The sequence below is a fragment of the Pullulanibacillus camelliae genome (assembly GCF_014642655.1).
GTDB lineage: Bacteria > Bacillota > Bacilli > Bacillales > Sporolactobacillaceae > Pullulanibacillus > Pullulanibacillus camelliae.
On sequence record NZ_BMIR01000004.1, the window covers coordinates 102,488 to 127,951 of the forward strand.

Sequence of the window (25,464 nt, forward strand, 5' to 3'; positions counted from 1 at the left end):
TTAATTTAAAACTTCCCCTTATTTCTTGATTTTTTGGATCACACATTAAAGTTGTCTGCGCAAGCCTCAAGTAATGAAAGGGGTAGCTTGAACTTATACTTTCATCCTCAAATAGCCTAAAAAACGAATTAGGCTTATACTGCTCAATCAAACAGTATAAGCCTTCTTTAAAAGCTCAATGACTTCTTCAATGGTGAGGCCAAATGACTTGTAATAAGACACATCGTTAACCATTTGCTTTAAGACCATTTCCTCACGTATTCGCCCCATCTCTTCAGATAAGAACTCAGCTACAAAACAGCCTTTACCCGTTATCGTATTTATTAAACCGCATCGTTCGAGTTCTTCCCAGGCTTTCTTTACAGTAATAATGCTAACCCGAAGTTCCTTGGCCGCTTGTCGGATGGGTGGCAAACTGTAGCCACCTTCTAATTCACCTTTTAATATTTGGGCGCTGATCTGTTCAAATAGCTGTTGGTAAATTGGTTTTTCAGATGCATTGGAAATCGCTATGTTCATTAGATCTCCACTTTTAAGAATCGCTTATATGCCATTTGACAAGCAGCAAGGGTAAATGCAATAAATATCACGATTCCTGCAATCAGAATAGAGGTTTGAAGTCCTACATTGTGAGCCCCACTTCCATTGAAGAGGTTAGACACAAAAGAATTTTGGATTCCGATCCATTGTATAACGCCTGCAAAAAGCATAGCGACTGTAATAGATGTGATCGCTGCCTGACCATGTTTATATGCTGTTTTGTAATACATCGTAAAGAAAATAATGTTGTAAATGGCAAGCATGACAAAACATAGTCCCCAAAAGCCCATATGCGGCGCAAAGAAATAATAGTTTACATTTGGGAATAACCAAAGCATTATCACGCCATAGATCATGGCAATCACAATATGCAATAATTCGAGCATGACAATAACGGTTACCCTAGCTCTCACCATGTCCTTCTTAGTCACAGGCATCATCGTAGTAAACAGCAAATCGTTCTGACTTCTATAATTGGAAAACATATTCGGTATAGTGATCCAGCAAAAATACAGAGGGACAATGAAATAGATCCATCCGGGAATAAGCATTAATGCGCCTATTAAAAAAGGAAAAACAAAGAACATAGGATGGACGCCCAACTTTAAATCCTTCATCACTAAGTTATACATACATATCCTCCTTTTTAGCAAAATAAATCATGATTTCCTCAAGACTTGGCATCGTTGCGCTAATACCAGAAGAGGGATCGTAGTCCTGGGAGCGCACCAAGCCCGTAAAGCCGAACGAATTTACTTTGTAAGAGATAAGCTGCTCTTTCACCTGATTCAACTGGCTTTCACTCCCATTCAGCAACCGATATGATGCAATAAAATCATCTTTTTCAGAACTATGGATGATTTGACCGTTTTCGATAAACGTAATAAAGTCAGCGCACTTCTCCAGATCAGATGTAATATGAGTCGAGAAAAGAATGCTGATCTCACCATCTACTACAAGGTCTTGAAAAATATCGAGTAGATCGTCTCGTGCCACTGGATCAAGCCCACTTGTCGGTTCATCGAGGATGAGGAGCTTCGCCCCATGGGACAAAGCAAGGGCCAAGCTATACTTCACTTTCATTCCCGTCGACAATTCCACGATTTTTTTGTTTTCATCCAGCTTGAATCTTCGTAAATAATTGTAATAGATTTCATCATCCCAATTCGTGTAGAATTTCTTGATCACATCAGTCAACTTTTTCATTTTGCTTCGAGTATAAAAATCGATGTCACCAAATGCGTATCCGATTTCTTGTTTTAATTCGATCTCATGTTCAGCAATGTTTTTACCCAAAATGTGTACCTCACCACTATCAAGATGAAGCATGTTTAAGATGGATTTGATGGTGGTTGTTTTCCCTGCACCATTAGCACCAATAAAGCCCATAATATAACCCTTTTCCAGTTGAAACGATACATCTCTTAACTCGAAAGTTGGATATTTTTTATTTAAATGTCTAATATCTAAGGCCAGCATACTGAACCTCCTTATAATTGTATATATCGTATATACACAATATACACCAGGAGTTTTATTAAGTCAACTTAATTTTTTATAATGACTCATTTTTACAAAAGTATTTTGCTCCTAAAAGAAAGCAAGCAGCTATGGAATGCCTTTCAATAATGGGTCTAAATATAAGCGCTCAACCTTTCAAATGAGAAATCCTATTTAACTGCCTTGCGCTAATATAGGCAGTTCCCCCAATAGATGACAAAAGCACGCGGGGAATCCCCTTGTGCTTGTCAGTACCGTGCTTAGAATGAATAGTCTCTGGGCTTTTCTTGTACGGACACCCACTGGACTGTAGTGAATTCTTCAAATGCCCAATCGCCGCCAAATCGACCAACACCAGAACCTTTCTCACCGCCAAATGGCATATTCGCTTCTTCATTAACGGTTTGATCATTGACATGAGCCATACCACTTTCAATCTGTCTTGCGACGCCAAAGCTAGCGGGAATATTCCTAATAAATTCACATTTTTACTTAAAAATAACTTTTAAATCATCTATAACAATCCTCAAAAGGAAATAAAAGGGTTTTAAAAGGGCTTTTTTTGGTGCGAATCTCCCTAATATTTTATGTCTGCTTGACATTCGCACCTTTATGCAACGCGTATAGCATGTTAATCCTCATTTACGAAAAACTGGTCAAAAGGGGCGACTGCTTTTTAAGTTAGTTTTTTTGCATTGGATATTTTGTTATTTTGTGGGTGGATCTTGTTCTCTTGCCCCTCCCTTTTGTTACGCTCGTTTCCTGATTTGGAAGCTTGTCCCCTCATTTTGTTCTCTATTTGTTAACTGCGAGAGTGTACTTGACTATCTTTCTTAAAGAACAGCAGGAAGGATTATCAATTATAGTAAAAACCCCCTTGCAAGAAGCCGCTGATTTTTAAAACGACACCTCTCAAGGGGGATAGACTCGCTGTTATTTAAGATCGAAACGATCCGCATTCATGACCTTGACCCAAGCGGTAATAAAGTCATTAACAAACTTTTCTTTGTTATCGTCTTGAGCATAAACCTCTGCTAAGGCACGAAGCTGTGAGTTGGAACCGAAAATGAGGTCAACTCGAGTAGCCGTGCGCAAAACGTCACCCGTGCTACGGTCACGTCCTTCATAAACGCCACCATCTACAGGCTTCCATTCTACTCCCATATCGAGCAAATTAACAAAGAAGTCATTTGTTAGTGTACCGACACGATCAGTGAACACACCGTGTTTTGTGCCCGCGTAATTTGTTCCTAGAACACGCATGCCGCCAATAAGTACAGTCATTTCTGGTGCTGTGAGACCAAGAAGCTGAGCTTTATCTACAAGAAGCTCTTCTGGACCTACACTATACTCTTCCTTTTGATAGTTGCGGAAGCCATCAGCGAATGGCTCTAGGACTTCAAAATTTTCAACATCTGTTTGTTCCTGTGTCGCATCACCACGGCCAGGAGCAAATGGAACTTTGACATCAAAGCCAGCCTCTTGTGCTGCTTTTTCAATGGCGGCGCTACCGCCTAGTACAATCAAGTCAGCAAGGCTGATTTTTTTATCAAGGTGATTCTGTATCTCTTCTAGTACATTGAGCACTTTTGAAAGCTGTTCTGGTTGGTTCACTTCCCAATCCTTTTGTGGAGCAAGACGGATACGCGCACCATTCGCACCCCCGCGTTTATCGGAGCCACGGAATGTACTAGCTGAAGCCCAAGCTGTTGTAACAAGCTCGCTGATTGTAAGCCCGGAGTCTAAGATCAATACTTTAATCTTTTCAACTTCTTCATCTGTTAAAGTATACTCAACTGTTGGCACGGGATCCTGCCAGATGAGTTCTTCTTCAGGCACTTCTGGACCGAGATATCTTGAACGAGGTCCCATATCGCGGTGCAAGAGTTTGAACCAAGCACGTGCAAAAACTTCTTGGAACTCTTCTGGATTTTCAAGGAAACGGCGACCGATTTTCTCATATATCGGATCCTCACGCAAGGCAATGTCCGAGGTAAACATCATTGTTGGGACGCGGACGGAAGCATCCTCAACATCTGGTGCAAAGTCCTCTTCTTTAGGATTGACAGCTTTCCATTGGTAGGCTCCTGCTGGACTCTTTGTCAGCTCCCATTCGTAGCCAAACAGCAAGCCAAGATAACTATTATCCCATTTTATAGGATTAGGCGTCCAAGCCCCTTCAAGACCAGCTGTGATGGTATCGCGACCTTTTCCAGAACCATATGAGCTTAGCCATCCTAAACCTTGCGCCTCGATGGGGGCTGCTTCTGGTTCCGGACCTACTTTAGCTGCATCACCGGCACCATGCGCCTTTCCAAAGGTATGCCCCCCAGCAATTAAGGCAAAGGTTTCCTCATCATTCATTCCCATGCGTCCAAAGGTTTCGCGAATGTCACGAGCGCTTCCCAGCGGATCGGGTTTACCATCTGGACCTTCCGGATTTACATAAATAAGTCCCATTTGCACGGCAGCCAGTGGATTTTCAAGCTCACGATCACCTGTATAACGATTGTTACCTAGCATTTCTGTTTCAGTACCCCAGTAGATATCTTCTTCTGGATGCCAAATATCTGGACGGCCAGCTCCAAAGCCAAAGGTTTTGACACCCATTGATTCGAGTGCAACATTACCGGTTAGAAGAATTAAGTCGGCCCAAGAGATTTTGTTCCCATACTTTTGCTTAATGGGCCATAGCAGTCGACGGGCTTTATCTGTGTTAGCATTATCAGCCCAGCTGTTAAGTGGCGCAAAACGTTGTGAGCCCGTTCCACCACCACCGCGTCCGTCACCTATACGATAAGTCCCTGCAGAGTGCCAAGCCATACGGATAAACATAGGACCGTAGTGTCCATAATCAGCCGGCCACCACTCCTGACTCTTTGTCATGAGGTCACGAATATCCTGCTTAAGAGCTTGGTAATCCAGCTTCTTAAATTCCTCAGCATAATCAAAATCTTCCTCCATAGGGTTGGATTTCTTGTCATGCTGATGTAGAATGCTTAAGTTTAACTGATTTGGCCACCAGTCATGATTGGTCGTACCACTAGATTTTTGACTTGTAGCACCTCCATGAAATACAGGGCATTTTTCAATATTAGCCTCTCCATGAGGAACAGGGCATTTGCCAACGTTCGTCGTGTCTTTATTGTCCAATCCATTTCTCTCCCCTCTAAAAATAAAAGAATATATTGCGATGTCACCAGTGCATTGACGAATAAACAATAAATAATAATTATTATTATATAATCATTATAATAAATTCCTAGTTAAATTGAAAGGATTAACTATGACAAATTCTAGATTGAATACGGATGATGACTCCCATCCGCTTTTATCTCATGCATACCGCGTGTAGGATGTGGCAGTCCAATATATCGACCAAAATCTAAAAAATACTATTAAGGTGAGGGCTCATGAAGAGTAAAACGCGTATCAAAAGATTAGTATTTCTACCAAGAGGTTTCATGCAAGGATCGCCTGTTTTGCATCTAGATGACGTGCGTTCTCAATAGGGGGAATAGAAATACTTAGCCATTCGTATCAAACATACCTATTAATCTGAAATTTCCAATAATATTCGAGAATCTTGCTTTCTTTCATCATAAAGTAAAGAAAGCAGCCTTTTCAAGGGAAGAGCATTGAAAGCTAGAGAGAATAAAGAGAAATAGCAGCTCTCCCTATTTAGCGAGCCTTCCAACATTCCTACCTTCCTTTATATGTCGGCTGCCTCTTTTGTAAATAAGCTCTTAAACCCTCTTTGGCATCTTCAGTGGTTTGTAAAAAGGCTAATGCCAAGGCATCTGTTTCAGCAATATCGCTGGTCTGTTTATTAGCTGCATCATAGAATTGTCTCTTAATCATTTTCATCGTTATCGGTGCATAACCAGCAAGTTCGTCAGCCAACTCATTAGCCTTCTCTCTCATTGTTTTTATATCTCCGTAAACTTCCGATACTAATCCAAAGTCCAATGCTTTTTGAGAAGAGATCATATGGCCACGTAGAATCATGTATTTCGCCCGACTCTGACCAATTAGCTTTTGTAAACGAAGTGCTCCTCCCCATCCGGGAATCATTCCGATTTTGATCTCTGGCAACCCCAACCATGCTCTCCTGGTACATATACGAATGTCACAGCACATGCTCAATTCAAGGCCGCCGCCTAGACAATATCCGTTAATGGCAGCAATTGTGGGAATATCCAGTGTTTCTATTTTCGTAAAAAGTTTATGTCCAGCTTCTATGAAGTCCTTTGCATTACTAGGTGTCATGACTTCTAGATTTTCTATATTCGCACCCGAAACAAAGAACTTTCCTGTGCCTCCTGTTATGATCAGACATTGTATATCTTTATCTTTTATAACCTCATCAACCTGTTTGTCTATGTATTCAATGATAGACAAGCTAAGCGCATTTCTGGTTTCAGGCATATCCAAGGTTATAGTTGCAACTTTACCGTTTTTTTCGAGAATGACGCCATCTCTTTTCATGCTTCTCCACCTTTGATGTAATCCTAATCCATAGATATCTAAAGAATAGGTTATTAAATGACTATGCAACATTTTTAACGTCTACAACATGCGTTTCACATATAGGTTATTATTTATTCTAGCATACTTTTCACTCCATCTTCATTTGCGGCGTTGCGTTTGCTCGATTGTCAACCCTTCGCTTTATTCCATCATTTCTCCTGAAAAAATCTCCATTGATTGTGATCCGGCTGTTTCCGCGTCACACTCGCTTGTCCTTAACCATCCATTAAAGACAAAAATCATGTCACATTTTTTCGGCTAGAAGACGATCTCTGTAATTATCTGTTAGCTTACGGATAGCAGTATATTTCGTAATCCCCACAACACACGTCTCCATTTGCTCAAGGTCATGTTACGGCTTTACAGCTATTAAAGCAACTATACAAAAAACCAACAGAAAATACTCTGCTGGCTTTATTCAACTTCTGAACAAGGCTTTAAAACCCAAACCTTTTTCACGAAATCACAAATATTTTTATGGGAAGGAATGAATCTTTTCCCTCATCCTGCAAAATTTATTATTCTTCCTCTAATCGATGCATAAAATCCGATGCAGCGCTGTAGCCTTGCTGCCTTAAATACCAATTGTTTGCGGCTGCTTCTATTAATCCTGCGACGTCCCGACCAGGCTGAAGCTGTATTTCTATTGAAGGAACTTTAACACCGAGATATTCTTTGAATTCAGGCCGCTGTTCTAATTCATTGTTTAACGTATCCTTTTGCCATCGAGTTAATTCAATATCCAGTGAAATACGTGTTTCATTTTGAAAGGCCTTCAATCCGTATGAGCGGACAACATTGATTAATCCGATGCTTCGGAGCGCCAAAAACTCCTTCGATTTTTCATCATGGGTCCCTAGAAGTGTTTGTGGGCTAAGTTTCTTGAGAACAACAATATCATCGGCAACGAGTCGATGCCCGCGACCAATAAGTGTATGAGCGGTTTCACTTTTTCCTACCCCAGAATCTCCTCGCAGGAGGATCCCCATGCCAAACACATTAATACAAACGCCATGGATATAGGTTTCTTCAGCTAACTTCTTAACTAAATAGGCATCTAATTTTGTAATATATTCTGATGTGGTTTCGGGGATCTCAGTGACTAGCAGCGGAATCCCCTCTTCATTACAATGATGCCTTAAATAGGTGAGCCCCTTTTCACCGGTCGTAACGATAAAACATGGCGGATGATAATGAACAATATTACCAATACGGATTTTGCGTTCCTCTTTAGTTTGCTTATGTAAAAAGTTAATTTCTTTTCTTCCCAAAATTTGAATGCGTTCCGTTGGAAAAAAATCAAAATGTCCCACAAATTCTAAGCCTGGACGGTGGACGCGCGGTTGTGTGATTGCCTTCTGTAAATGATCCTCACCAGCCAATACTTTCAACGAAAACTGCCGGACCAAGTCTTCAACTCTTATTTCCTTCACGCTCATAATCACCGCCATTAATATTATTTATAAATTTAAATTATACTAGAAAATAGTGAAATCGTCATGCCCAAGTAAACTAGGCACTACTATTCGCTTCATTTCTTAGTTCCTGAGGACACTAATCCCCTAGTACTTTTTTCAGCCAACGCTTTTTGATAGACATTACAAATTTAGTAGGGTTCCCTGCAGAAGAATTCGGATTATGCAGTTTACTTTGTAATCACTAAACTCAATTTTTATTTGAGGATGGCTTACACTCTACGCATGGGGAGAACTTCTTTCAACGAACGATGAATTTTCTCTGTACCCATTGAACTAGCCTTTTTGTAATACGATACCCAAAAAACACGAATAGGTATAGCCTTATAACAATAAAAAAAATACGGGTACCTATACTTTTATCTGTATCGACACAAAGCTGACAATATGTAAGTTTTTTTGATGGCATCACTGAACAAGGGATTACTGCTGTAGCTTTATATAAGTAGAAAAATTGAAAATTATATAATAAAATCAAGTGTTTAGATTGGAATTGTTTACTTTTGTGAGGCATTTATTTTAATGATCATGCCTACTACCTTGAAGAAGGTGATCGACAAAGTGATGGTGAATTTATTAAATTAGTCAATTTAAATTTAAAAAATAAAAAAACAAGTGATGCTTTGGTCACTTCATACATAAGTGATAACAAACACGATGAAGCTATGCCCCTTGATCCACAAAAGTGCATTTTTCTCAATAAAAATGACTTTTATTTTGTAGACGGGAACGGGCAAGTGTATAAGACAAACATCTTAACAGGACATACAATAAAGGTGTTTCAAATTGAAAAGAGGCTCGAAATGGAGACTTTGTCCTTACTGAGTGGAACAAGGATCAATTATATGTTTTCTATCAATATACGACAGGTTCAAAACAGTCAGCAATAGATAGCTATGATATAAAATCAGGCAAAAAAATTAAATCAATTAAGGTCAAAGAAACAGATGAAATCATTCGTAAAAATCGAGACTTGTTTACCTATGATTTTGTCATCTTAAAATGAAATCCTTTATCTCTGCTCAACAAAGAACCTAAAGGAGGGACACTATTGCGGTTTATATATTTTCTCACATCACTTATTGGAGCGTTTTTAGTAAGTCTTCTCGTTATCCTTTTGGTAACATTCTTGTCATCGGCAAGTCCCGGCCTTGGTCCAGCACTTGCCTATTTTGTACCCGCCTCTTTTTTCTTCATTCTCATCGGAGCTTTATTTGGGGAAATTTTGCTTAAACTGAAGACATTCAGCACCTGGTGGAGAGGATTTTGGGCATTTACTCTATTAGGGGCCCTATATGGTTGTTTGATTATTGCTCTCGTTTCTACGACATTAGGTAATCCGGTCGAGGTCCTTGGATGGCTATGGGTTGTCACCATGATAATCATTACCTCATCAGTTTTCTATGCTATACGTTCAAAATTGGGTCAGAACACAATCAGTAACGCGACTTCAAACCGTCCCAAATCTTGAGTGATCACTTGGTGATTTTTATCATTTGTCGCATAGTTCCCCACAAAAGGATATACCATAAGCTTTTGTGCGTATTATTAATTTTGCTTATTTATTGTGGATACCGCCCCCACCCCTTATGCTGCAATTTCTAGATTTTGCATTTTTTCCATTTATGAAATTTACAACCTATTATTTAGCGCATGCTGCCTCCTAACAGGACATATTTCTGGTTTTTATCCTGTTGTGGACTCCTGATGTTGTTAGAAGACTTGGCTTATCTCCAAGCCTCAGGTGGCGAAAGTCAAAGCTACACTTATACTATCTTTCTTTATGAGCGTCAGCGAAGTTACAAACTCTGATAGTATAAAAAAAGCCCGAGAAAGACATCAATTGATATCTCTCCCGGCTTTTATCCCTCCGTGTTCACTACGATAAACGCAGTGCTTTTTCTCTCGGACCAGTCTGATTCATCATCACGGAACCCTATAAAACAATATTGTTTATGATAACCAACACTTTTTCCTTAGTCCATTCATAGGAGCCAATACCTCGTCATTTATTTTCAATAAATGTCTGAAAATCATTGGATTAACTTCAAACATCCTCTTTTTCTGTGAGACATTATAAAAGAACGTATCCTCCTCTACTCTGCTTAACCAAATTAATCTTAATGAACCTATCCCCTTGTCCCATGCGAACAGACCTTGTCACCCACTCTATGAAAATCCTAACATGTCTCCTTTCAGGACTGATAAGTTTTAAGAATGTCGTTAAATGATATTCATTGTCCTAGTGTCATAGGAAAATTGTCCATAAAGCTTGAAGCATATATGTTCATAACCCTACCGTCTTTCCCCTTCTATTTATTGACTACCACTTTCCTGTTTGTTCCTCCTTGTTGTAGATTCAAGTTGAACAAAGATCATCAATACATTGATTATGATCATTCCAATAATAGCAGCAGTAAAACTATTGGAAGCATCATGCGTCCATCCGATGATAATTGGACCCAAAGCCCCAATAACATAGCCAACCGATTGTGTCATGGCTGACCAAGATGCGGCAGCATGAGCATTGTTTGTCTCATCAATGGGTAAGAGAAGGTTTAAAGAAAACAATCCCGCTGCCCCGATACCAATAAATGCTGAAGCAATGATCGGTTCAATGTGCAACATAAGTAAAGCTAAACCTATAAGCTCGAATAAAGATTCTGTAAATAACCACAAGCGTCGAGACGGAAAGTGCTTTAGTAAAATAGGGAGTACAAGACTTACAGGAATTTGAATAACTACGAATACAGTTAAAGAGGTTGCCGCGTAAGATTTTGTATAGCCCATTCCTTGAACGATCTGAGGAAGCCATGCGGTCATTGAAAAAAATAGCATAGTCATCAAGCCAAAGGAAAAGGTAAGCGCCCAAGCGTTCGCGTTTCCCCAGGGCAACTTGGCTTTGATTTCTTCTAAAGAATTCTGAGAAGGTTTCCTTACTTGTATATTAACAAAGAAGAACCAGATAATAGCAGCAACAAAAGCAATTATGGCCCAACAGGCAAGGGAACTCTGCCAGGATTGAAAGCTTCTCTGCAATGGAGCCGATAGCATGGAGCTGAGAGCGGCTCCCAAAGTCAATGCCACTGTATACACGGCTATCATTGATGGGACATGCTTAGGAAAATGCCTTTTGATAAATCCTGAGAATAAGGGGCCAATGAATGCAATGCCAATCCCGGCAATCATAGCAGTAATAAGCATGAGGGTAACCGAATGAGTAAATAAACGAATAACCGTCCCCATTCCAATGATGAGTAATGACAGACCTATCATTCGTTCGATTCCCCATTTTCCTCCTGCTTTTACGGCAACCGGTGAGAAAATCCCCATGCACAATACCGGAATGGAAGTAAGCAAACTGGCTACAGCTGCGCTCATCCCTAGATCTATACTTATATTCCCCAGTAATGGTGAGATGGAGTTAATGGCTGGACGCAAATTAAGTGCTGCGATAAATAAAGCTATAATGAGCAATACATTTTTCTTCATATTATTTTCCTCTCCATAAATATATTAGGAGTCTCTTCTACACCCTTTTTAAGGGAAAGTCTCCTATCACCGGTCAAGCTCCTAATTCTTGACTCTCATTTTTTTACCTTTCATGTGTTGCCTCAACAATCATAGTTGAGAACTAATGATTTATCAATTATATTAAAATTATAATAATGATTTGTTTTATAAATAATAAGGAACAACTACATCCTATAGACAGGAGTTGAATGTATGGAACTTAGACAACTGGAATATTTTATCGCGATATGCGAGGAATTACATTTTACTAAAGCAGCTGACAAAATGGGGATATCTCAGCCAAACTTAAGCTTACAAATTAAAGCGCTGGAAGAAGAAATCGGAACCCCTTTATTGGACCGTATTGGAAAAAGAATTGCCATAACTGAGGCGGGACATGTCTTACTGAAGCATGCCCATGACATCTTTCAAACCCTTCACAATGCCCGCCTTGAAATGGATGACCTTCGTCATCAACGAGGAGGAAGTCTTGGAGTTGGTGCACTGCCATCCGAACTTGATTTTCGTCTGACACCGATGTTTATTGACTTTTGTAAGAAATATCCGAATATAAAGCTGAGAATCTTTTCAGAAGTAAAGTTAACTGAACTGGTCCTAAGTAATGAGATTGATATTGGTATTTCAGCTAAACCGCTCTTTGATTCACGATTAGTCATACGCCCATTGGTCAAGGAGGCATATGGAATCGTTGTCTCGAAAAACAATGAACTCTCTAGCAAAAAATCCATTGCCTTACACGAGCTACAAGGAATGCCTATTGTGACGTATCCAAAAGGATTCTGGGCAAGAGATTTTTTGGAAAACTATTGTCATCAACATGGCATTCATCTGAATGTTGTAGTTGAAACGAGTTCAAACCCTTCCCTTTTTAATTTTGTAAGAGAAAACATAGCGGTAGCCATTCAAGCCCAATCACTTCTTGAATCCATTGAAAATCTAAACCTTTGTTTTATTCCAATACATGACCATCCTCCTATAAGGGAAATGAGCCTTATCTATAGATCTGATAGATATCTAAGTCATGCCGCCCAAGCATTCATTCATTTTGTTGAGGAGCAAATAAAGGGAAATAACTCAGCAACAAAATAAAAGGCAAGAACCAATCTCTTCCCAATCGCTCCCTCAGGATGCATTCCTCCGCTTAAGTCAAATAAGGGTGTTTGAAAATTAGTGAAGGGTGTTTTAATAAAATCAAGGAACCAAATTGAATGGTTTATTTAATAGAAAATGTTATTTTTAGGTGCGCAGAAAAAAGAAAATTAAAGGTAAGATATTAGGAGCATTTAGTTTTATTGACGACTCGCCATTTCATTCCCATTGCTGGCTTTTTGAAATTAAAAAAGCAGAGAAATGCTCTGCTGATTGTAATTTTATTCACCTGAAAATTCTTTCTGAACATTCTATCAAGGTGGGTTATATGCTACAATAAGGGGAACAACAGATCGGCTTCACATGGGGGATTAGGCACACTGTAAACCTTCTGTTCGTCTCTTTTAGGAGATTTCCCAGGAGGGGAGGTGTTGCCAATGGACATAGCAACAGCACTGAGCCTGATGATTTCCTTCGGGCTTTTAGTAGCCTATATTATGTCCGATAAAAACCACAAAAAATAATCCCTCATGTGCTTGACAGGCTCGAGGGATTATTTCTACCATATAAGCCTAGCCCCTCTTGATGGGGTTCGGTCTGTTGCGGCCGCCCCACGTTTTAGCGTGTGGCGGTCTTTATTAGGTTATGACTGAATCCTTTATCTATACACACTATATCACAATTCTAACGTTGATGCATTATATGGATTTTATAGGATATGTGTCAAGTTTTTTCGATAGGGATGTAATATTAAAATTCTTCCCTTAAAAATTGTTAAAGGGGCATTAATATATAGGAAAAATGAAAACGGCTCTAAGGTTATCAGAACCATTGAGTCGTTCTCATTAAATGGAACCATATTTACTCAACATGACCTCAATGGAGCAAAAATCGTATCCTATTTGTCATGACTTATTATCAATCCCCGCCCATAACCTGATGCAGTTTTACCACCAATGCCGTACTCCGAAAATGCCCGCTTGATGACGTCTCTTAATTTATCTTCAGTATCCGCAGGCAACGACAAATGGGCTCCTATACGAATTGTAAAAGTAAAGTTCTCCAAGCATAAAAATTCAATAGGTATCGGGCTTTGATCATCAGTAGGTGGCTTTTTGCCAAATTCATCGTAATAACGAGGATAATGTGGCGTTATGATATCCTTTACGAGTTTGCCTTCCGAACCCGCTTTGGGATAACTGTCGAAAAAGATGAGGGCTCCTTTTTTGCTTTTATCCCCATTTATTCTATCCTCTACGAATCCAAATAGATGAACAAATGCAGGATCCTTATTTGCCCTTGATTCGCTACTCTCATAATACTGATCAATCCAACAACGCCGAATTAGCCCCTTTAGCGCACTTGCCGGAAGATAGGGCAATCCATAAAGGGGGTGAAGCGTTATAATTTGCAGATTTCCATATGGTGATGTTCCCCCTATACCAATTGCCCATCGACTCGTCTGGCAGATCGTATAGAGTTGAAGAAAAGGCATCGTTTGAGCAATACGACTCATTCTTTGATTTTGCGTTTTCAACAAATCAACGTCTGCCTTTGAGAATATTCTCTCTCTTTTACTATAATAGCTAAATGGCTTTATTTTCTTTTTCTTTTGATTTTGGGTGTCATAACTAGCATATCGATACCACCCTAAATAGGCATTATCCATCTCAGATCCCAAACCATTTAACAGTTCTGTAGTTTCTTTCGGGAGGAACAATTGTCCCATTAACGGTCCATCCCTTCTGCAAACCGTTTAAGCCACTCTAATAAGGCTAATGTTTCAGACGTCAGCTGCCGATACACATCCTGACTCTGTTCTGTGATGTATTCCATTAGATCCTCTTTATGACTTTTAAACAAAGAACGTTCGTTTAACCATTTGGAAAGCTGAATGTATAAGAGTCCTTCAGAAGACGTTTTTTGTTTTGAAAACAAAAATGCCATAGCTGAACCATAACCGTTGGTAAGGATCATTGCAGGAAAAGAACGGACAAGACTACGGTATCTCGAAAATTCCTTCTTTAAATTTTTCTTTAAACCTGACACCTCTTTAAAAGCAAATCTTGCTCGTTCATTAGCCAACTGCTTACGCATTCTCTCCACCTCCAGCAAGATAAGCCTGAACAAATCCCTTTCCAAGAGTAGCATCAGCACCTATTTGAAACATTGCCGATGGACCTTGCAGAATATGCGTAAAATCTGCCATTAGGTTATGAGCGTCGACCTTTTCACCAGAGGTTTTAGCATCACTCATAAAAACAAGGCTATAAAGAATACTTTCTTCTTGAAGATATTCTTCAGTAAACAGAGCTTTATCTTCGGCTGCTCCATCATCGCCCACTGCAATACGCGTGATAATAGAAGTAGAATGCATCACAAAATCTTTAAAATCATCGTTTGAAAGGAGCACTGCACGGCTTGACAAGGACGTACCTGTCACTTTTTCTAATTCTTTTAAAAATATGGAAAATCCCTCTTCATTGTTGTGATTGGGTATTTCGTAAGCATAGTCATCTAGCAAAATAGAATATTTTAATGTATCCTTTTTATTATTTTCTATCTTAATCTCACTGTCCTTTTTACAAAGCAAGGGCAGCTGGCTCATGTCTGGAAGAGTATACTCTATGCCTATGCTCTTCATTTCCCTTTGGAAGCGCTCTACTACCATAGGACAGGTGATCAATGCATAAATGCCTTTTGCAGATCGAACTGGAAAAAACAAAAGGCGCACATCCGTCAAAGCCAGAGCTGCAGCCGTTGTTTCCTCCATATCTTCCGCTCCAAAAAGTTGAGTCATCCGTGTCTTATCCTCGACAGTCTGATCAAAGAAGTGGCGGAGACTGCCTTTGAACGTTGACGCCTCAATTTTAGGAAACCCAGTGTGTGCTTCTCTTTGAATGGAAAGATCTACAGCATGCAATTCTGTGCCGCTGCCGGCATGTAAAGGAGTTAATACTTTTAAAAATAATGCTTTCTTCTCAGTGTACATAAAGAATTCCCCCTTGATTCTTACTGACTTTTCCTACCAAACTATAACCAAACCCTCTGCTACAATAACGCAGTCGATCTCGTGTTTCATAACGAAAACCTAAGGTTTCCCGATAATCACTGATACATTTCTGATGAAACAATCGAATAACATCAGCCATCGACCCCTCTAATAGCTCAAAGAAATAAACACTACCACCAGGTACTGCATAGCGTAATTCTTTGGGATAAGGCTTCTGCCCATAATTGCCATCACTCTTTTGTCCAATCCCCACAGAACCAAATCCACCTACTGGGACATGATTTCCAACTGCAGCGCTAACCAATTTTACACGAACCCGACGTTTTTTATGAGTAAAAGTCCCTGTCATATTTTCTGTATGAATCCAACCAGGAAGCCATCCCTTTTCAAAAATAGCGGGTGTTGCTAAATATAATTTGAAGTACTTCTCACCATTCATGACTGGAGCATCAGGAATTTTCGGGGCATTGGAAACGCACTCTATCACTCCGAGCTTGCCTTCACCACCCAACCGAACAGTAGAACCTTGTGGGACGTCTATTCCCGTAGCCTCCAGTGCCAAACTGCATGACCGCCCCTCACGTCTAGGGTAAACGAACGTTTGTTGATACATCTGTCCTTCCACCGCTCGACCCAAAGAAGGATCAAGGCGAATGCCCACGCGGGTTTCTTCAGTAAAGTAATCGCCAAGAGCCTGATAAGGATAACGCTTGTCCTCAGCATTTATATAGGCGTCCATAGAAGTATTCTCCAGAAATGCCCCACCATAGATATGCGGTGGTTTTCCCTTATCTTGCTCTTGCTTATCTGCTTCAAGAAAATATTTGAGTGGAAAACTGCTACCTTTTGCCTCTCCAAGCCTCATCTCCGATGCCCGAGTGTTTGATGTACTGTGTATGGATAAATCAAGTGGAAGGGGAAAAAGGAAGTGACCATCGGCGATAACGCCACTCCAGCCAATTTTTAATCGTCGTGAGAACGTGTTTTTCCCAGCTGAGCGCGAAATGGGCGTAGCACAACTACGCAATGCCCCCGCATAGACAGATGGAAAGGGTGGAAACAGACTTTTGCCATTGGTATTAACTCCAGCGTCATATGGCGCTGAGTCACGGAAAAACCATGAATCCACAGCTGTTATTCGGTAATACATTACGATACCGCCTTTCCTAAAAATATTGCGATTTCAAGTGCTGAAAGAAAAGAGGGTAAATGTCTGTCATATTGATGATAGAAGTCAATCAAACACCTACACATTTGCTCATTCGGTGTCAAGTCGTTATCATGGTGATACATGCTCTGACGGATTAATGTCTCAACCATATCTTCCTCATCCCCATCATGCTGCTGAATGATTCCCTCTAAAACGGATATAAGCTGATGAAGAGAGGAGACAGAAATCTCCCTTTTCCCTATGCTATCTGAAATTTCCAGTAAGTCCCTAAGATGACTCCCTCCCTTTCCAAACTTGTTTCTTACAGAAAGAGAGCCTCCTGAACGTTTAGAGACCGCAATGGCAAAGGAATCTTTCCCTGGGTTCTCTTTTGCAAAGTGCTCCATTTCATCGACTAGTGCCAGAACATCCTGTAAAGGCGGCATCAAATGGGCAATAACAATTCCAGCGCTAAAAGTAAGCCGCTCAACTTTGCCATTTGGCGGGGGAACCTTCTCCTGGAATTTCTCTCGCAATTCAAGCAATGCAGGAATGGCTGCATCTAACGGAAAAAATCCGAGGAAGTCTTCTCCACCAGCATATATACACATGCCACCATGCTCACGTATAATGGCTGGTGCCTCTCCTGCAAAATTGCCGATCTCTTTGCTTAGCCGTTTTTGCTCCTCAGGAGAACATTCCTTATAGAGGGATCCAATACCATCACCATCAAATTTTGTGACTGCATAATAGGGACTAACAACTAGTCCCGCTTGATCCATTGACTTGACTAGCGTCTTGGCAACTGCTTGTTCTTCCCTTTTATATTCAGCGTCAGAAAGCGGCAGACCATTTTGAAGGTCGAAGATGGCTTCTGCTGCTTCTGGAGACATAGTCCTCCATAACGCATTAAGTTTTTTATCCGTCTTGAATTCATCATCTAAAAGCATGGAGGCAACGGAAATAATGTCAACGTTATAGGACGAAAATTTATCTTTTAAGAAATAAAACATCCGTTTAATTAATGCGAGAGCGGAAAGGCTTTCTCCAGGATTCAGTGCATACTGCCACGGAATATCCCTTGTTATCTCCACAGCCTCGGGGACGAGGTAGTTGGGCGTTTTACCATCCTTTCGTTTTTTGTAATACAACGCATTATATTCTGGAAAGAGCGCGCATTTCCGTCCAGCTTTCTCAGCAGATTGAGAAAATAGCCGCAGACTTTTTACCGATTGTAGCTTATCCATAATATGTTCAAAGCTAAAGTTAGGCCTACTATGATCATGCTCCTGATACACCCAATAAATCTCTGGGAAAGAAGACAGCTGATCCCAGACTTCATTTGGCACTACAATGTCCAATCTTGTAAAAAGCGTTCTGCAAATGCTATAAAATTCATCTCGAACACTTTTTTCCAAACGATGCGCTAAATTATCGACATGACTTTCGCCCTGTCGATCCAGCAGCAAAATTTGATTTGGAAGACTAACAGTTTTTTTGGGAAGAATCACCTCAACGTCCTTTTCCTTTTGTACAAATTCTATAGCATGAGTTATCAAATATGACAAAAGAAAGCTTCCCGCATATAAGTCACGCATTTTTCTGGAGTGACTGATAAAGGATTGTACAGGACCGATTTTAAACAATAAAAACCAATTTGTCATACTCACTCACCCACCTCAATATCCTGCAAGAATTGCATCCGTTCCTGACGCTCTAAATCCAAAGGCTCACCATTGTAAATAGCCTTTACCAACGTATACACAGGGAAAAGGCCCTCCTTAATTTCTACAAGGCTAACGATAGCAGGTGATGCCAAGCGATTTGGCAGGCATTTTGACCGGTGTTTTGGCTTTCCATTTTGTTTTTGTTTTTGTTTTTGTTTTGTAAAACCTGTCGCATATTTATCCCGTTTGATAGCTCTTGTCTTGTGTGCAGCATTATCTATCTTCATGAGATAGTCATCTACATTAGAAATCGGTCGCCCTATACGTATCTGCTCAATCACAGGTCGATTGGTGATCTGATTAGGAGATAGAGAAGCATCAACGATATCCTCTTGCGTTTGATAAGCTTCACAACCACAAATAATGTTAAGCCGCTGGGTTATCCATTCGGAAAGCTCCTTTCGGGAGATTTCCTTCAGCATCTGGGTCGTCATACAGCCTCGTGCCCGCCTAGTACGCCGACCGATGCCCCCTATCACCATTGAAAGCAAGAATAAATCTTGGTACCACGACATGAGATTTTTCTTTTCCGGCATCCCACTAGTAATTGGTTTATATTCGGTTCGAGGAAGCATAGAAAGTGTGATGTCAAACATCATACCCGGTAAGTAACAGGGCATGCAGCCGTTTCCATTCGTATTTTTGTCGACGTGCCTTCTCAGGCTTTGCTTGCCTTTACATCTTCTTGATTTGTTTTCCTGAAACTGCAATCTAAGAGGTGAAGCTTTAATTTTTGCTTTCTCGGTAGCTCCACTTGTCTGTCCACCAAACAGCGCTGTTTCCCACTTGTAAAGCTTTTCTGTATCTGATTCAACGCTTGCGATCCGATACACATAGCGCAAGAGCCCTTTTAATTCTGTTGGTCTTGGCTCAAGCTTTTTTATTCCCTTTCCATTCCCATAACTGAACATAGGGCTGATGACCTTACAGGGTATCTGGATGGATCCCATTCTATCACCTCTTCTCAGCTTTTTTCGAGGAACTTTCATCCTGATGCATTTCACTGTAAATTCTTTTGAATAGCTCAACATACGCCTTATGTGGAAAGAGCATTGGATTATTGATAAGCATAAGCAGTTGATTGAACTGGAAATTAAAACTAAGCAGTGAAACTTCAGCCTGTCCATTTTCTGCTATAACACGATAGTCATTCAACACGAGATTTCCCTGTTCACTTTTAGCAAATTTGTCAAGTTTACTTGGATAACCCTGTTCTTCTGCAACACTCCTTCTCGCAACTTGACTGCCAGGCTGATGATTATTTAAATCGTTAAACCAGTCAAATAGTATTTTTTCCTGAGGATATAAAATGGAAATTTTATTGTTATTTTTATCCGCAATGAATTCGAAATCAAACCCCGCTATTGGAACATTCACTTTATTCCCATTCTCTGGTGCTGTTCCTATCTGGCAAAGCACTTTAATTGGACGTGTCGCACTTTGGGTCGAAGTTGGTTCGAGTGACGTAGCTACAAACGTCGCCATGCGGGCAATCGCGTTGGTAGCTGTCTGCAGTTGGTCAATACTGGCACACCATTCCTCCAATCCTTCTACATTTCCACTTTTACTTTGCACCACTGCTGCAACCGCTTCAATCGGAATAAACTTAATCCTGCCATTGCGAAAGATATATGGTGTATACATTTCATCAAAAATTACCAGATCTACCTCTTTGGACACGCTTCCCTTTGAATCTATCAAAAAAACGGATTGTTCAATGACATACTTTTTGGGAACAAGCTGTTCAAACAGCTGTTTCCAAATTTCCTCTCTGAAGCTTCCAAGAGTTAAACCATGATTAGGTAAGTCGAAATTCAGCTGAGAAATCAAGGATTTCTCTGTTTCAAGATAATTCCTAACAATAGCTTCCAGTACTTTCCTGTACTTTTGCTCGTTACTCATACGCAGCCCCCTAGTTATTCATCTTAACAACAGAAAAATTACCTTTCCCTATAGAAACTCTTTTTCATCTTTTTTCTTCCTAGTTCTCCCTCATCTCCTTCTAAACACCAAATATGACTCGATTTCTATCATAATTATACCATTTTTGGAACCTTATAGAGGGTGATGGCGAAAATTATTTCAAAAAAATTAAAATTTATCTATCTAAAAGACAGATTGTAATATGAAGTGCGACACCTTATAAAAACAAAAATATCCATGCTTGCTTCGTGTAAAATGAAGTTACCACACAACATTTACAGGAGAAGCAATCATGGAATACTCACATCTTAGCACGTTTGAACGTGGAAGGCTAGATGCCCTCCACCAACTCGGTAAGTCATGCCGGGAAATCGCAAAGGAATTAAACCGTCATCACTCAACCATAGCTCGTGAATTAAAACGTAATAAGGCGGAGAATGAAAGTTATTCTCCCGAAAAAGCTCAAGCTGCCTACCATGAAAGGCGAACTCATTCTAGACCTCATGGGAAGTGGAACGAAGAAATCGCCCAAGAGATAGAAGAAAAACTAGAATTAACATGGTCACCAGAACAAATAGCTGGACGGCTAAAAGCTTCAATGCCATCTTTTAAACCCATTTATAGATGGTTATATAAGGGTAGAATCAGTAAAGGAAATCTCACCGTTCTTAGACAAAAAGGAAAGCGTCGTCGTCCTAGAGAAACACGTGGCCGTTTTAACATTGGTAGATCGATTAAACAAAGACCTAAGGAAATTAGGAAGCGCGAACAATTTGGCCACTGGGAATTAGATACCGTGGTATCAAGTCGTGGGCAAAGTAAAGGCTGTATGGCCACCTTCGCCGAGAGGAAAATACGCTTTTATTTGGCAATTAAGATTCTAAACCGAACCGCTCAATCAATGAAAGAAGCTTTGACACAAGTAGTGACAAAGCTTCCAAAAGGAACATTTGAAACAGCTACTGTTGACCGTGGTAAGGAGTTCGCGCTTCATAAAGAAATTGAGACACACTTAGATGTTTCGGTCTATTTTGCAGACCCCTACTCTTCCTGGCAGCGTGGGACTAATGAAAACGCTAATGGTCTCTTAAGAGAGTTCTTTCCTAAAGCCTCCGATCTCTCAAAAGTCACACAGAGGTACTAATGGAATCCCTAATGTTAATTAACAATCGTCCAAGGAAATGTCTTAGATGGAAAACTGCATTTGAAGCATTCATGGAAGAACTGGCGCACTTAGATTGACAAACTGTCAATTATATAACTATTAAACTTTTTTCAATGTGTATAAGACAGGATAAAAGGAGATTGACTCAATAAGGGGATGCTATTCAGAAACAAACCTCTTCCCAATCACTGCTTCAACACGCATTCCTCCGCTTAAGTCAAATAAGGGGGTTTGAAAGTTAGTGAAGGGTGTTTTAATAAAATCAAGGAACCAAATTGAATGGTTTATTTAATAGAAAATATTATTTTTAGGGTGCGCAGGAAAAAGAAAATTAAAGGTAAGATATTAGGAGCATTTAGTTTTATTGACGACTCGCCATTTCATTCCCATTGCTGGCTTTTTGAAATTAAAAAAGCAGAGAAATGCTCTGCTGATTGTAATTTTATTCACCTGAAAATTCTTTCTGAACATTCTATCAAGGTGGGCTATATGCTACAATAAGCGGAACAACAGATCGGCTTCACATGGGGGATTAGGCACACTGTAAACCTTCTGCTCGTCTCTTTTAGGAGATTTCCCAGGAGGGGAGGTGTTGCCAATGGACATAGCAACAGCACTGAGCCTGATGATTTCCTTCGGGCTTTTAGTAGCCTATATTATGTCCGATAAAAACCACAAAAAATAATCCCTCATGTGCTTTAGCAGGGCCTTGAGGGATTATTTTTCCTTATACGCCTAAGCCCCTCTTGATGGGGTTCGGTCTGTTGCGGCCGCCCCACGTTCCAGCGTGTGACGGTCTTTATTAGTCTATGATTAAATCCTTTTTCTATGTAGAGTATACCACGATTATCACGTTTATGCATTATGGGGATTTTATAGAAAAGCTTAGCGATATAAGGGATGAGCTTATTTCAATCTAAATAACGCCCTTTTCAAGAGTAAATTTTAGATAAGTCCTTCCAAAACAAAGGATAGGTTTTCTCCACACACTCTGGATTTAAAACCTCCATATTCCCTGCCTTTGTTCCAAATACGGCTAAGCTCATAGCCATTCGGTGATCATCATAGGTCTCAACTTTAATTTGGCTTGATAGGGGTAGCTTCTTCCATTCATTAATTTCAACATAATCCGCCCCTTCCACTATTTCAACCCCAAATTTTCTTAGTTCCTTAACAGGTGCAGAAATTCTGTCGCATTCTTTGATGCGTAAAGTCGACAAGCCAGTAATCTTAGTCACTCCTGGAATAAAAGGAGCTATTGCCATTAAAGTAGGCGCCACGTCAGGCATACTTTCCATATTAATGGGGGTATCTAATGAAGGAAGTTGATCACTTTTTGTGCCTGTAATCACGGTATAATCCTTACCCTCAATCACTTCTGCTCCAAGCTTCTTACAAATTTCTAAAAACTTATAATCTCCTTGTACCGTTGACGACCCAATATTATTCAACTTCACGGTTCCTCCATGGATTGTGGCTAATGCGCTAAAATAAGAAGCTGCTGATGCATCCCCTTCCACTGAAAGTTTGACCGGCTTATAGCTCTGGGGTTTCACATAAAATCTTTTATAATCCTCATTTTCCACCTGGACTCCAAACTTCTTCATTTCATTTATCGTTATTTCTATGTATGGCTTACTCACTAACTCCCCTTCCACTATAATCTCCAACCCTTCAGGAAGAACGGGTGCAATTTGTAATAGTGCTGAAAAGTATTGACTTGATTTGTCTCCTTTCATAGAGATACTTTTCGAATACGCTTTGGGCCCAACGATCGAAACCGGTAAATAGCCATCATTGCAAGACGTAACAGTTGCACCAAGTTCCTTTAACACATCCAATAAATATTTATTAGGCCGTGCTCTCATCGATTCATGGCCGTCTATTATAGTTTTTCCTTTTCGCAGGAGTGATAATCCCATAAGTAATCTGGTTGAAGTAGCACTTAATCCAACATCAAGCTCTACTTCATTCCTATTAAAAATCCCGTTATTCCCGCGGATAGTTAACATATTTTCCTTTACTTTTGATATTTGAATACCCAGCTTTTTCAATGCATCTTCCATCCTGAAAGTATCATCACAGATTCCAGGAAAATAAATATCGCTCTCCCCTTCTGCCAAGGAGGATAAGAGGTAATCACGTAGAGTGATTGACTTACTACCAGGTAAATGCATCCCTAGATTAAATGTTTTTTCTACCCTTTTTACCGTTTGTATACTTTGCAAGACGCTCACTCCTTCAACACACTAATGTCTGCTATTAGAAAAACTCAACGCGTAAGATTGGCTTTACCGATACTTCTGATGTGATTTTTCAAATCACGTACCGTACGTGCTAATGTCGATGTTGAAAGTCAAAGTGTACCAATACTATCTTCCTTAAATAGTGTAGGGATGGTACCTTCTGATCGCACAAGAAATCCCCTTTCTTTTCTTAACTTGGTATAATCCTCATACTCTCCTCAACTAATGATTCGACACAAGGCGTTAGAAAACCCTTTACATCTCCAGATAGAGGAAAATTGAAGAGCTATTAAAAACTGGATCGCATAGTGATTCCAATTTGAAAAAGTTAAAACTCATTGTTGATTTAGGAATAAAAAGCCTTGCAGCCGTACTTTAAAACGAACAATAAATCTAAGTCTCTTCATAGGATAAAGGCGTCCTATCAAACACGATTCAAATGGGTATCTTGAAACTTTGTTGGATATTTCAATCCATACCCCAGCATTCTGTCCATTCCAATATGAGCCACCCAAATTAGGCTGATTACTAAAAGAATGTGATTATGAGCCAACACACTACAGGCTAGGATAGCCATCGGAATACTATAGGTGTGAAAAAGGTTATACCACACCGCACCGGCTCTTGCATTTTGCAAATACCCAAGCTGTGACACATCGGGGGCTAATAATAGAATAACAAACACAAGCCAATTAAATTGTAGATTGAAAAAGTAAAAATAAACACATAACGCCAGAACCACAAGCCCTTCAATTCGTAAGACAATCGCATTTTTCATTTTATATTCCTCCAACTCTATTTGAACAACGGTCAATTAATGGATAAAAAAATTTAGTGCAGGCCCTTCATTAAAAAACTGACATGAGCCTCTGCCATTCCTTTCACATCTTCATATGTTTGTTCAGGATGCCCACAGTAGTGTGCTACAAATCCATGTAAAGATAAGAACAATGACCAAACGATCATGGGCGTCACTTTACTTCCACACAACGTGTGAAGGGCCGATGCTAATTTTTCATATGTTAGATTCGGCTCCTGCTGAAGAGCATTTTGCAAGTCATCATCCTGTATGAGAAACATAATCCGATAATGGTTCGGATGGCGAATACCAAATTCGATATAGCCTAACAAAATCCGTTTGAGTTTGTTTTCTACATCTGCATCCTTGTCTTCATTTAAAATTTTATCCAATGTTTCATTTAGAAGCCCAAAATCCTTTACAACCAGACTATAAAATAATTCCGCTTTGTTTTTGAAATGATAATACAACGAGCCATGGCTGTATCCGAGCGATTTGGCAACTTGTCTCATCGTGACATGTTGATAGCCTTCTAGCACAAACAGATCACGTGCCGTTTCCAAAATCTTTTCCTTTGTTAGTTCTTGATCAACCGCTTTCCTAGCTGCCAAAAAATCAACCCCATTTTAATTTACCATCGTTCAATTAGAAGTATAGATTCATACAGACTATGTGTCAACACTTAACCTCCTGTCGAGGGAGAAGGATGGAAAGGAATAAAAATGATTAGAGAACTGGAAAGCTAAAGGAACTCATATATTTGACGGATCACA

General features: G+C 39.9%; 20 protein-coding genes, 2 pseudogenes and 1 riboswitch. Of the genes and pseudogenes, 4 read left to right on the forward strand and 18 right to left on the reverse strand.

What is annotated here, in order from left to right:
• Positions 1-147: 147 nt before the first annotated feature.
• The 7 genes from IEW82_RS06085 to hprK all read right to left on the reverse strand — a co-directional run bounded on the left by IEW82_RS06085 (position 148) and on the right by hprK (position 8,003).
• The gene (locus IEW82_RS06085; RefSeq protein ID WP_188690795.1) at positions 148-519 is read right to left on the reverse strand and encodes a GntR family transcriptional regulator; all 372 of its coding nucleotides are present in this window, start codon (positions 517-519) and stop codon (positions 148-150) included.
• Complete coding sequence (locus IEW82_RS06090) at positions 519-1,172, reverse strand: ABC-2 transporter permease (RefSeq protein WP_188690798.1); 654 nt, start codon at positions 1,170-1,172, stop codon at positions 519-521. The genes IEW82_RS06085 and IEW82_RS06090 overlap by 1 nt, the downstream gene beginning before the upstream one ends.
• Positions 1,165-2,019 carry an ABC transporter ATP-binding protein gene (locus tag IEW82_RS06095; RefSeq protein WP_188690801.1) on the reverse strand — a complete coding sequence of 285 codons (855 nt, stop codon included), beginning with the start codon at positions 2,017-2,019 and terminating at the stop codon, positions 1,165-1,167. The genes IEW82_RS06090 and IEW82_RS06095 overlap by 8 nt, the downstream gene beginning before the upstream one ends.
• Positions 2,020-2,300: 281 nt before the next feature.
• Complete coding sequence (locus tag IEW82_RS06100) at positions 2,301-2,516, reverse strand: aldehyde dehydrogenase family protein (RefSeq protein ID WP_308422133.1); 216 nt, start codon at positions 2,514-2,516, stop codon at positions 2,301-2,303.
• 457 nt (positions 2,517-2,973) lie between these two features.
• Positions 2,974-5,193 (reverse strand): catalase/peroxidase HPI, encoded by a 2,220-nt coding sequence (gene katG, locus IEW82_RS06105; protein WP_373285701.1) that lies wholly within the window; start codon positions 5,191-5,193, stop codon positions 2,974-2,976.
• Positions 5,194-5,742: 549 nt separating this feature from the next.
• Positions 5,743-6,528, reverse strand: coding sequence for an enoyl-CoA hydratase/isomerase family protein (locus tag IEW82_RS06110; protein WP_188690807.1), 786 nt, complete (start codon positions 6,526-6,528; stop codon positions 5,743-5,745).
• A gap of 560 nt (positions 6,529-7,088) precedes the next feature.
• Positions 7,089-8,003, reverse strand: coding sequence for an HPr(Ser) kinase/phosphatase (gene hprK / locus IEW82_RS06115; protein WP_188690810.1), 915 nt, complete (start codon positions 8,001-8,003; stop codon positions 7,089-7,091).
• A 554-nt stretch (positions 8,004-8,557) separates the two neighbouring features.
• Here hprK and IEW82_RS20555 point away from each other — a divergent pair.
• Both IEW82_RS20555 and IEW82_RS06120 read left to right on the forward strand, forming a co-directional pair.
• Positions 8,558-9,051: pseudogene (locus IEW82_RS20555) on the forward strand (YycP family beta-propeller protein).
• 45 nt (positions 9,052-9,096) lie between these two features.
• A complete protein-coding gene (locus IEW82_RS06120; protein ID WP_188690812.1) occupies positions 9,097-9,516 on the forward strand; it encodes a hypothetical protein in 420 nt (139 codons plus the stop codon).
• Positions 9,517-9,895: 379 nt separating this feature from the next.
• Positions 9,896-9,996, reverse strand: a riboswitch (guanidine-I (ykkC/yxkD leader).
• Between the two features lie 365 nt (positions 9,997-10,361).
• Here the strand turns inward: IEW82_RS06120 and IEW82_RS06125 are convergent.
• Entirely contained in the window at positions 10,362-11,537 is a 1,176-nt protein-coding gene (locus tag IEW82_RS06125; protein ID WP_188690815.1) for an MFS transporter, read from the reverse strand.
• Between the two features lie 234 nt (positions 11,538-11,771).
• Between IEW82_RS06125 and IEW82_RS06130 the strand changes: the two genes are divergently transcribed.
• The gene (locus tag IEW82_RS06130; protein WP_188690818.1) at positions 11,772-12,668 is read left to right on the forward strand and encodes a LysR family transcriptional regulator; all 897 of its coding nucleotides are present in this window, start codon (positions 11,772-11,774) and stop codon (positions 12,666-12,668) included.
• A gap of 898 nt (positions 12,669-13,566) precedes the next feature.
• Here IEW82_RS06130 and cmr6 read toward each other — a convergent pair.
• The 7 genes from cmr6 to IEW82_RS06165 are packed head-to-tail and all read right to left on the reverse strand — an operon-like array spanning position 13,567 to position 20,460.
• Complete coding sequence (cmr6, locus tag IEW82_RS06135) at positions 13,567-14,397, reverse strand: type III-B CRISPR module RAMP protein Cmr6 (RefSeq protein ID WP_188690821.1); 831 nt, start codon at positions 14,395-14,397, stop codon at positions 13,567-13,569.
• Entirely contained in the window at positions 14,397-14,765 is a 369-nt protein-coding gene (gene cmr5, locus IEW82_RS06140; RefSeq protein ID WP_188690824.1) for a type III-B CRISPR module-associated protein Cmr5, read from the reverse strand. Before cmr5 ends, cmr6 begins: the two co-directional genes overlap by 1 nt.
• Positions 14,758-15,660: a type III-B CRISPR module RAMP protein Cmr4 gene (gene cmr4, locus IEW82_RS06145; RefSeq protein ID WP_188690826.1), complete on the reverse strand. Its 903-nt coding sequence runs from the start codon at positions 15,658-15,660 to the stop codon at positions 14,758-14,760. The genes cmr5 and cmr4 overlap by 8 nt, the downstream gene beginning before the upstream one ends.
• Positions 15,650-16,831, reverse strand: a complete 1,182-nt coding sequence (locus tag IEW82_RS06150; RefSeq protein ID WP_188690830.1) for a type III-B CRISPR module-associated Cmr3 family protein — start codon at positions 16,829-16,831, stop codon at positions 15,650-15,652. Before IEW82_RS06150 ends, cmr4 begins: the two co-directional genes overlap by 11 nt.
• Positions 16,831-18,495 carry a type III-B CRISPR-associated protein Cas10/Cmr2 gene (cas10, locus tag IEW82_RS06155; RefSeq protein WP_188690833.1) on the reverse strand — a complete coding sequence of 555 codons (1,665 nt, stop codon included), beginning with the start codon at positions 18,493-18,495 and terminating at the stop codon, positions 16,831-16,833. The genes IEW82_RS06150 and cas10 overlap by 1 nt, the downstream gene beginning before the upstream one ends.
• 2 nt (positions 18,496-18,497) lie before the next feature.
• On the reverse strand, positions 18,498-19,508 hold the full coding sequence (locus tag IEW82_RS06160; RefSeq protein ID WP_188690836.1) for a hypothetical protein: 1,011 nt from the start codon (positions 19,506-19,508) through the stop codon (positions 18,498-18,500).
• Positions 19,509-19,512: 4 nt separating this feature from the next.
• Positions 19,513-20,460 carry a DUF6602 domain-containing protein gene (locus tag IEW82_RS06165; protein WP_188690839.1) on the reverse strand — a complete coding sequence of 316 codons (948 nt, stop codon included), beginning with the start codon at positions 20,458-20,460 and terminating at the stop codon, positions 19,513-19,515.
• 313 nt (positions 20,461-20,773) lie between these two features.
• Here IEW82_RS06165 and IEW82_RS06170 point away from each other — a divergent pair.
• Positions 20,774-21,723 (forward strand): annotated as a pseudogene (locus IEW82_RS06170) (IS30 family transposase).
• 855 nt (positions 21,724-22,578) lie between these two features.
• Here IEW82_RS06170 and aroA read toward each other — a convergent pair.
• From aroA to IEW82_RS06185, 3 genes are all read right to left on the reverse strand, one after another.
• Positions 22,579-23,874, reverse strand: coding sequence for a 3-phosphoshikimate 1-carboxyvinyltransferase (gene aroA / locus IEW82_RS06175; RefSeq protein WP_188690842.1), 1,296 nt, complete (start codon positions 23,872-23,874; stop codon positions 22,579-22,581).
• A 442-nt stretch (positions 23,875-24,316) separates the two neighbouring features.
• Positions 24,317-24,670 (reverse strand): DUF4260 domain-containing protein, encoded by a 354-nt coding sequence (locus tag IEW82_RS06180; protein WP_188690845.1) that lies wholly within the window; start codon positions 24,668-24,670, stop codon positions 24,317-24,319.
• Between the two features lie 53 nt (positions 24,671-24,723).
• Positions 24,724-25,302: a TetR/AcrR family transcriptional regulator gene (locus IEW82_RS06185; RefSeq protein ID WP_188690848.1), complete on the reverse strand. Its 579-nt coding sequence runs from the start codon at positions 25,300-25,302 to the stop codon at positions 24,724-24,726.
• Positions 25,303-25,464: the final 162 nt, after the last annotated feature.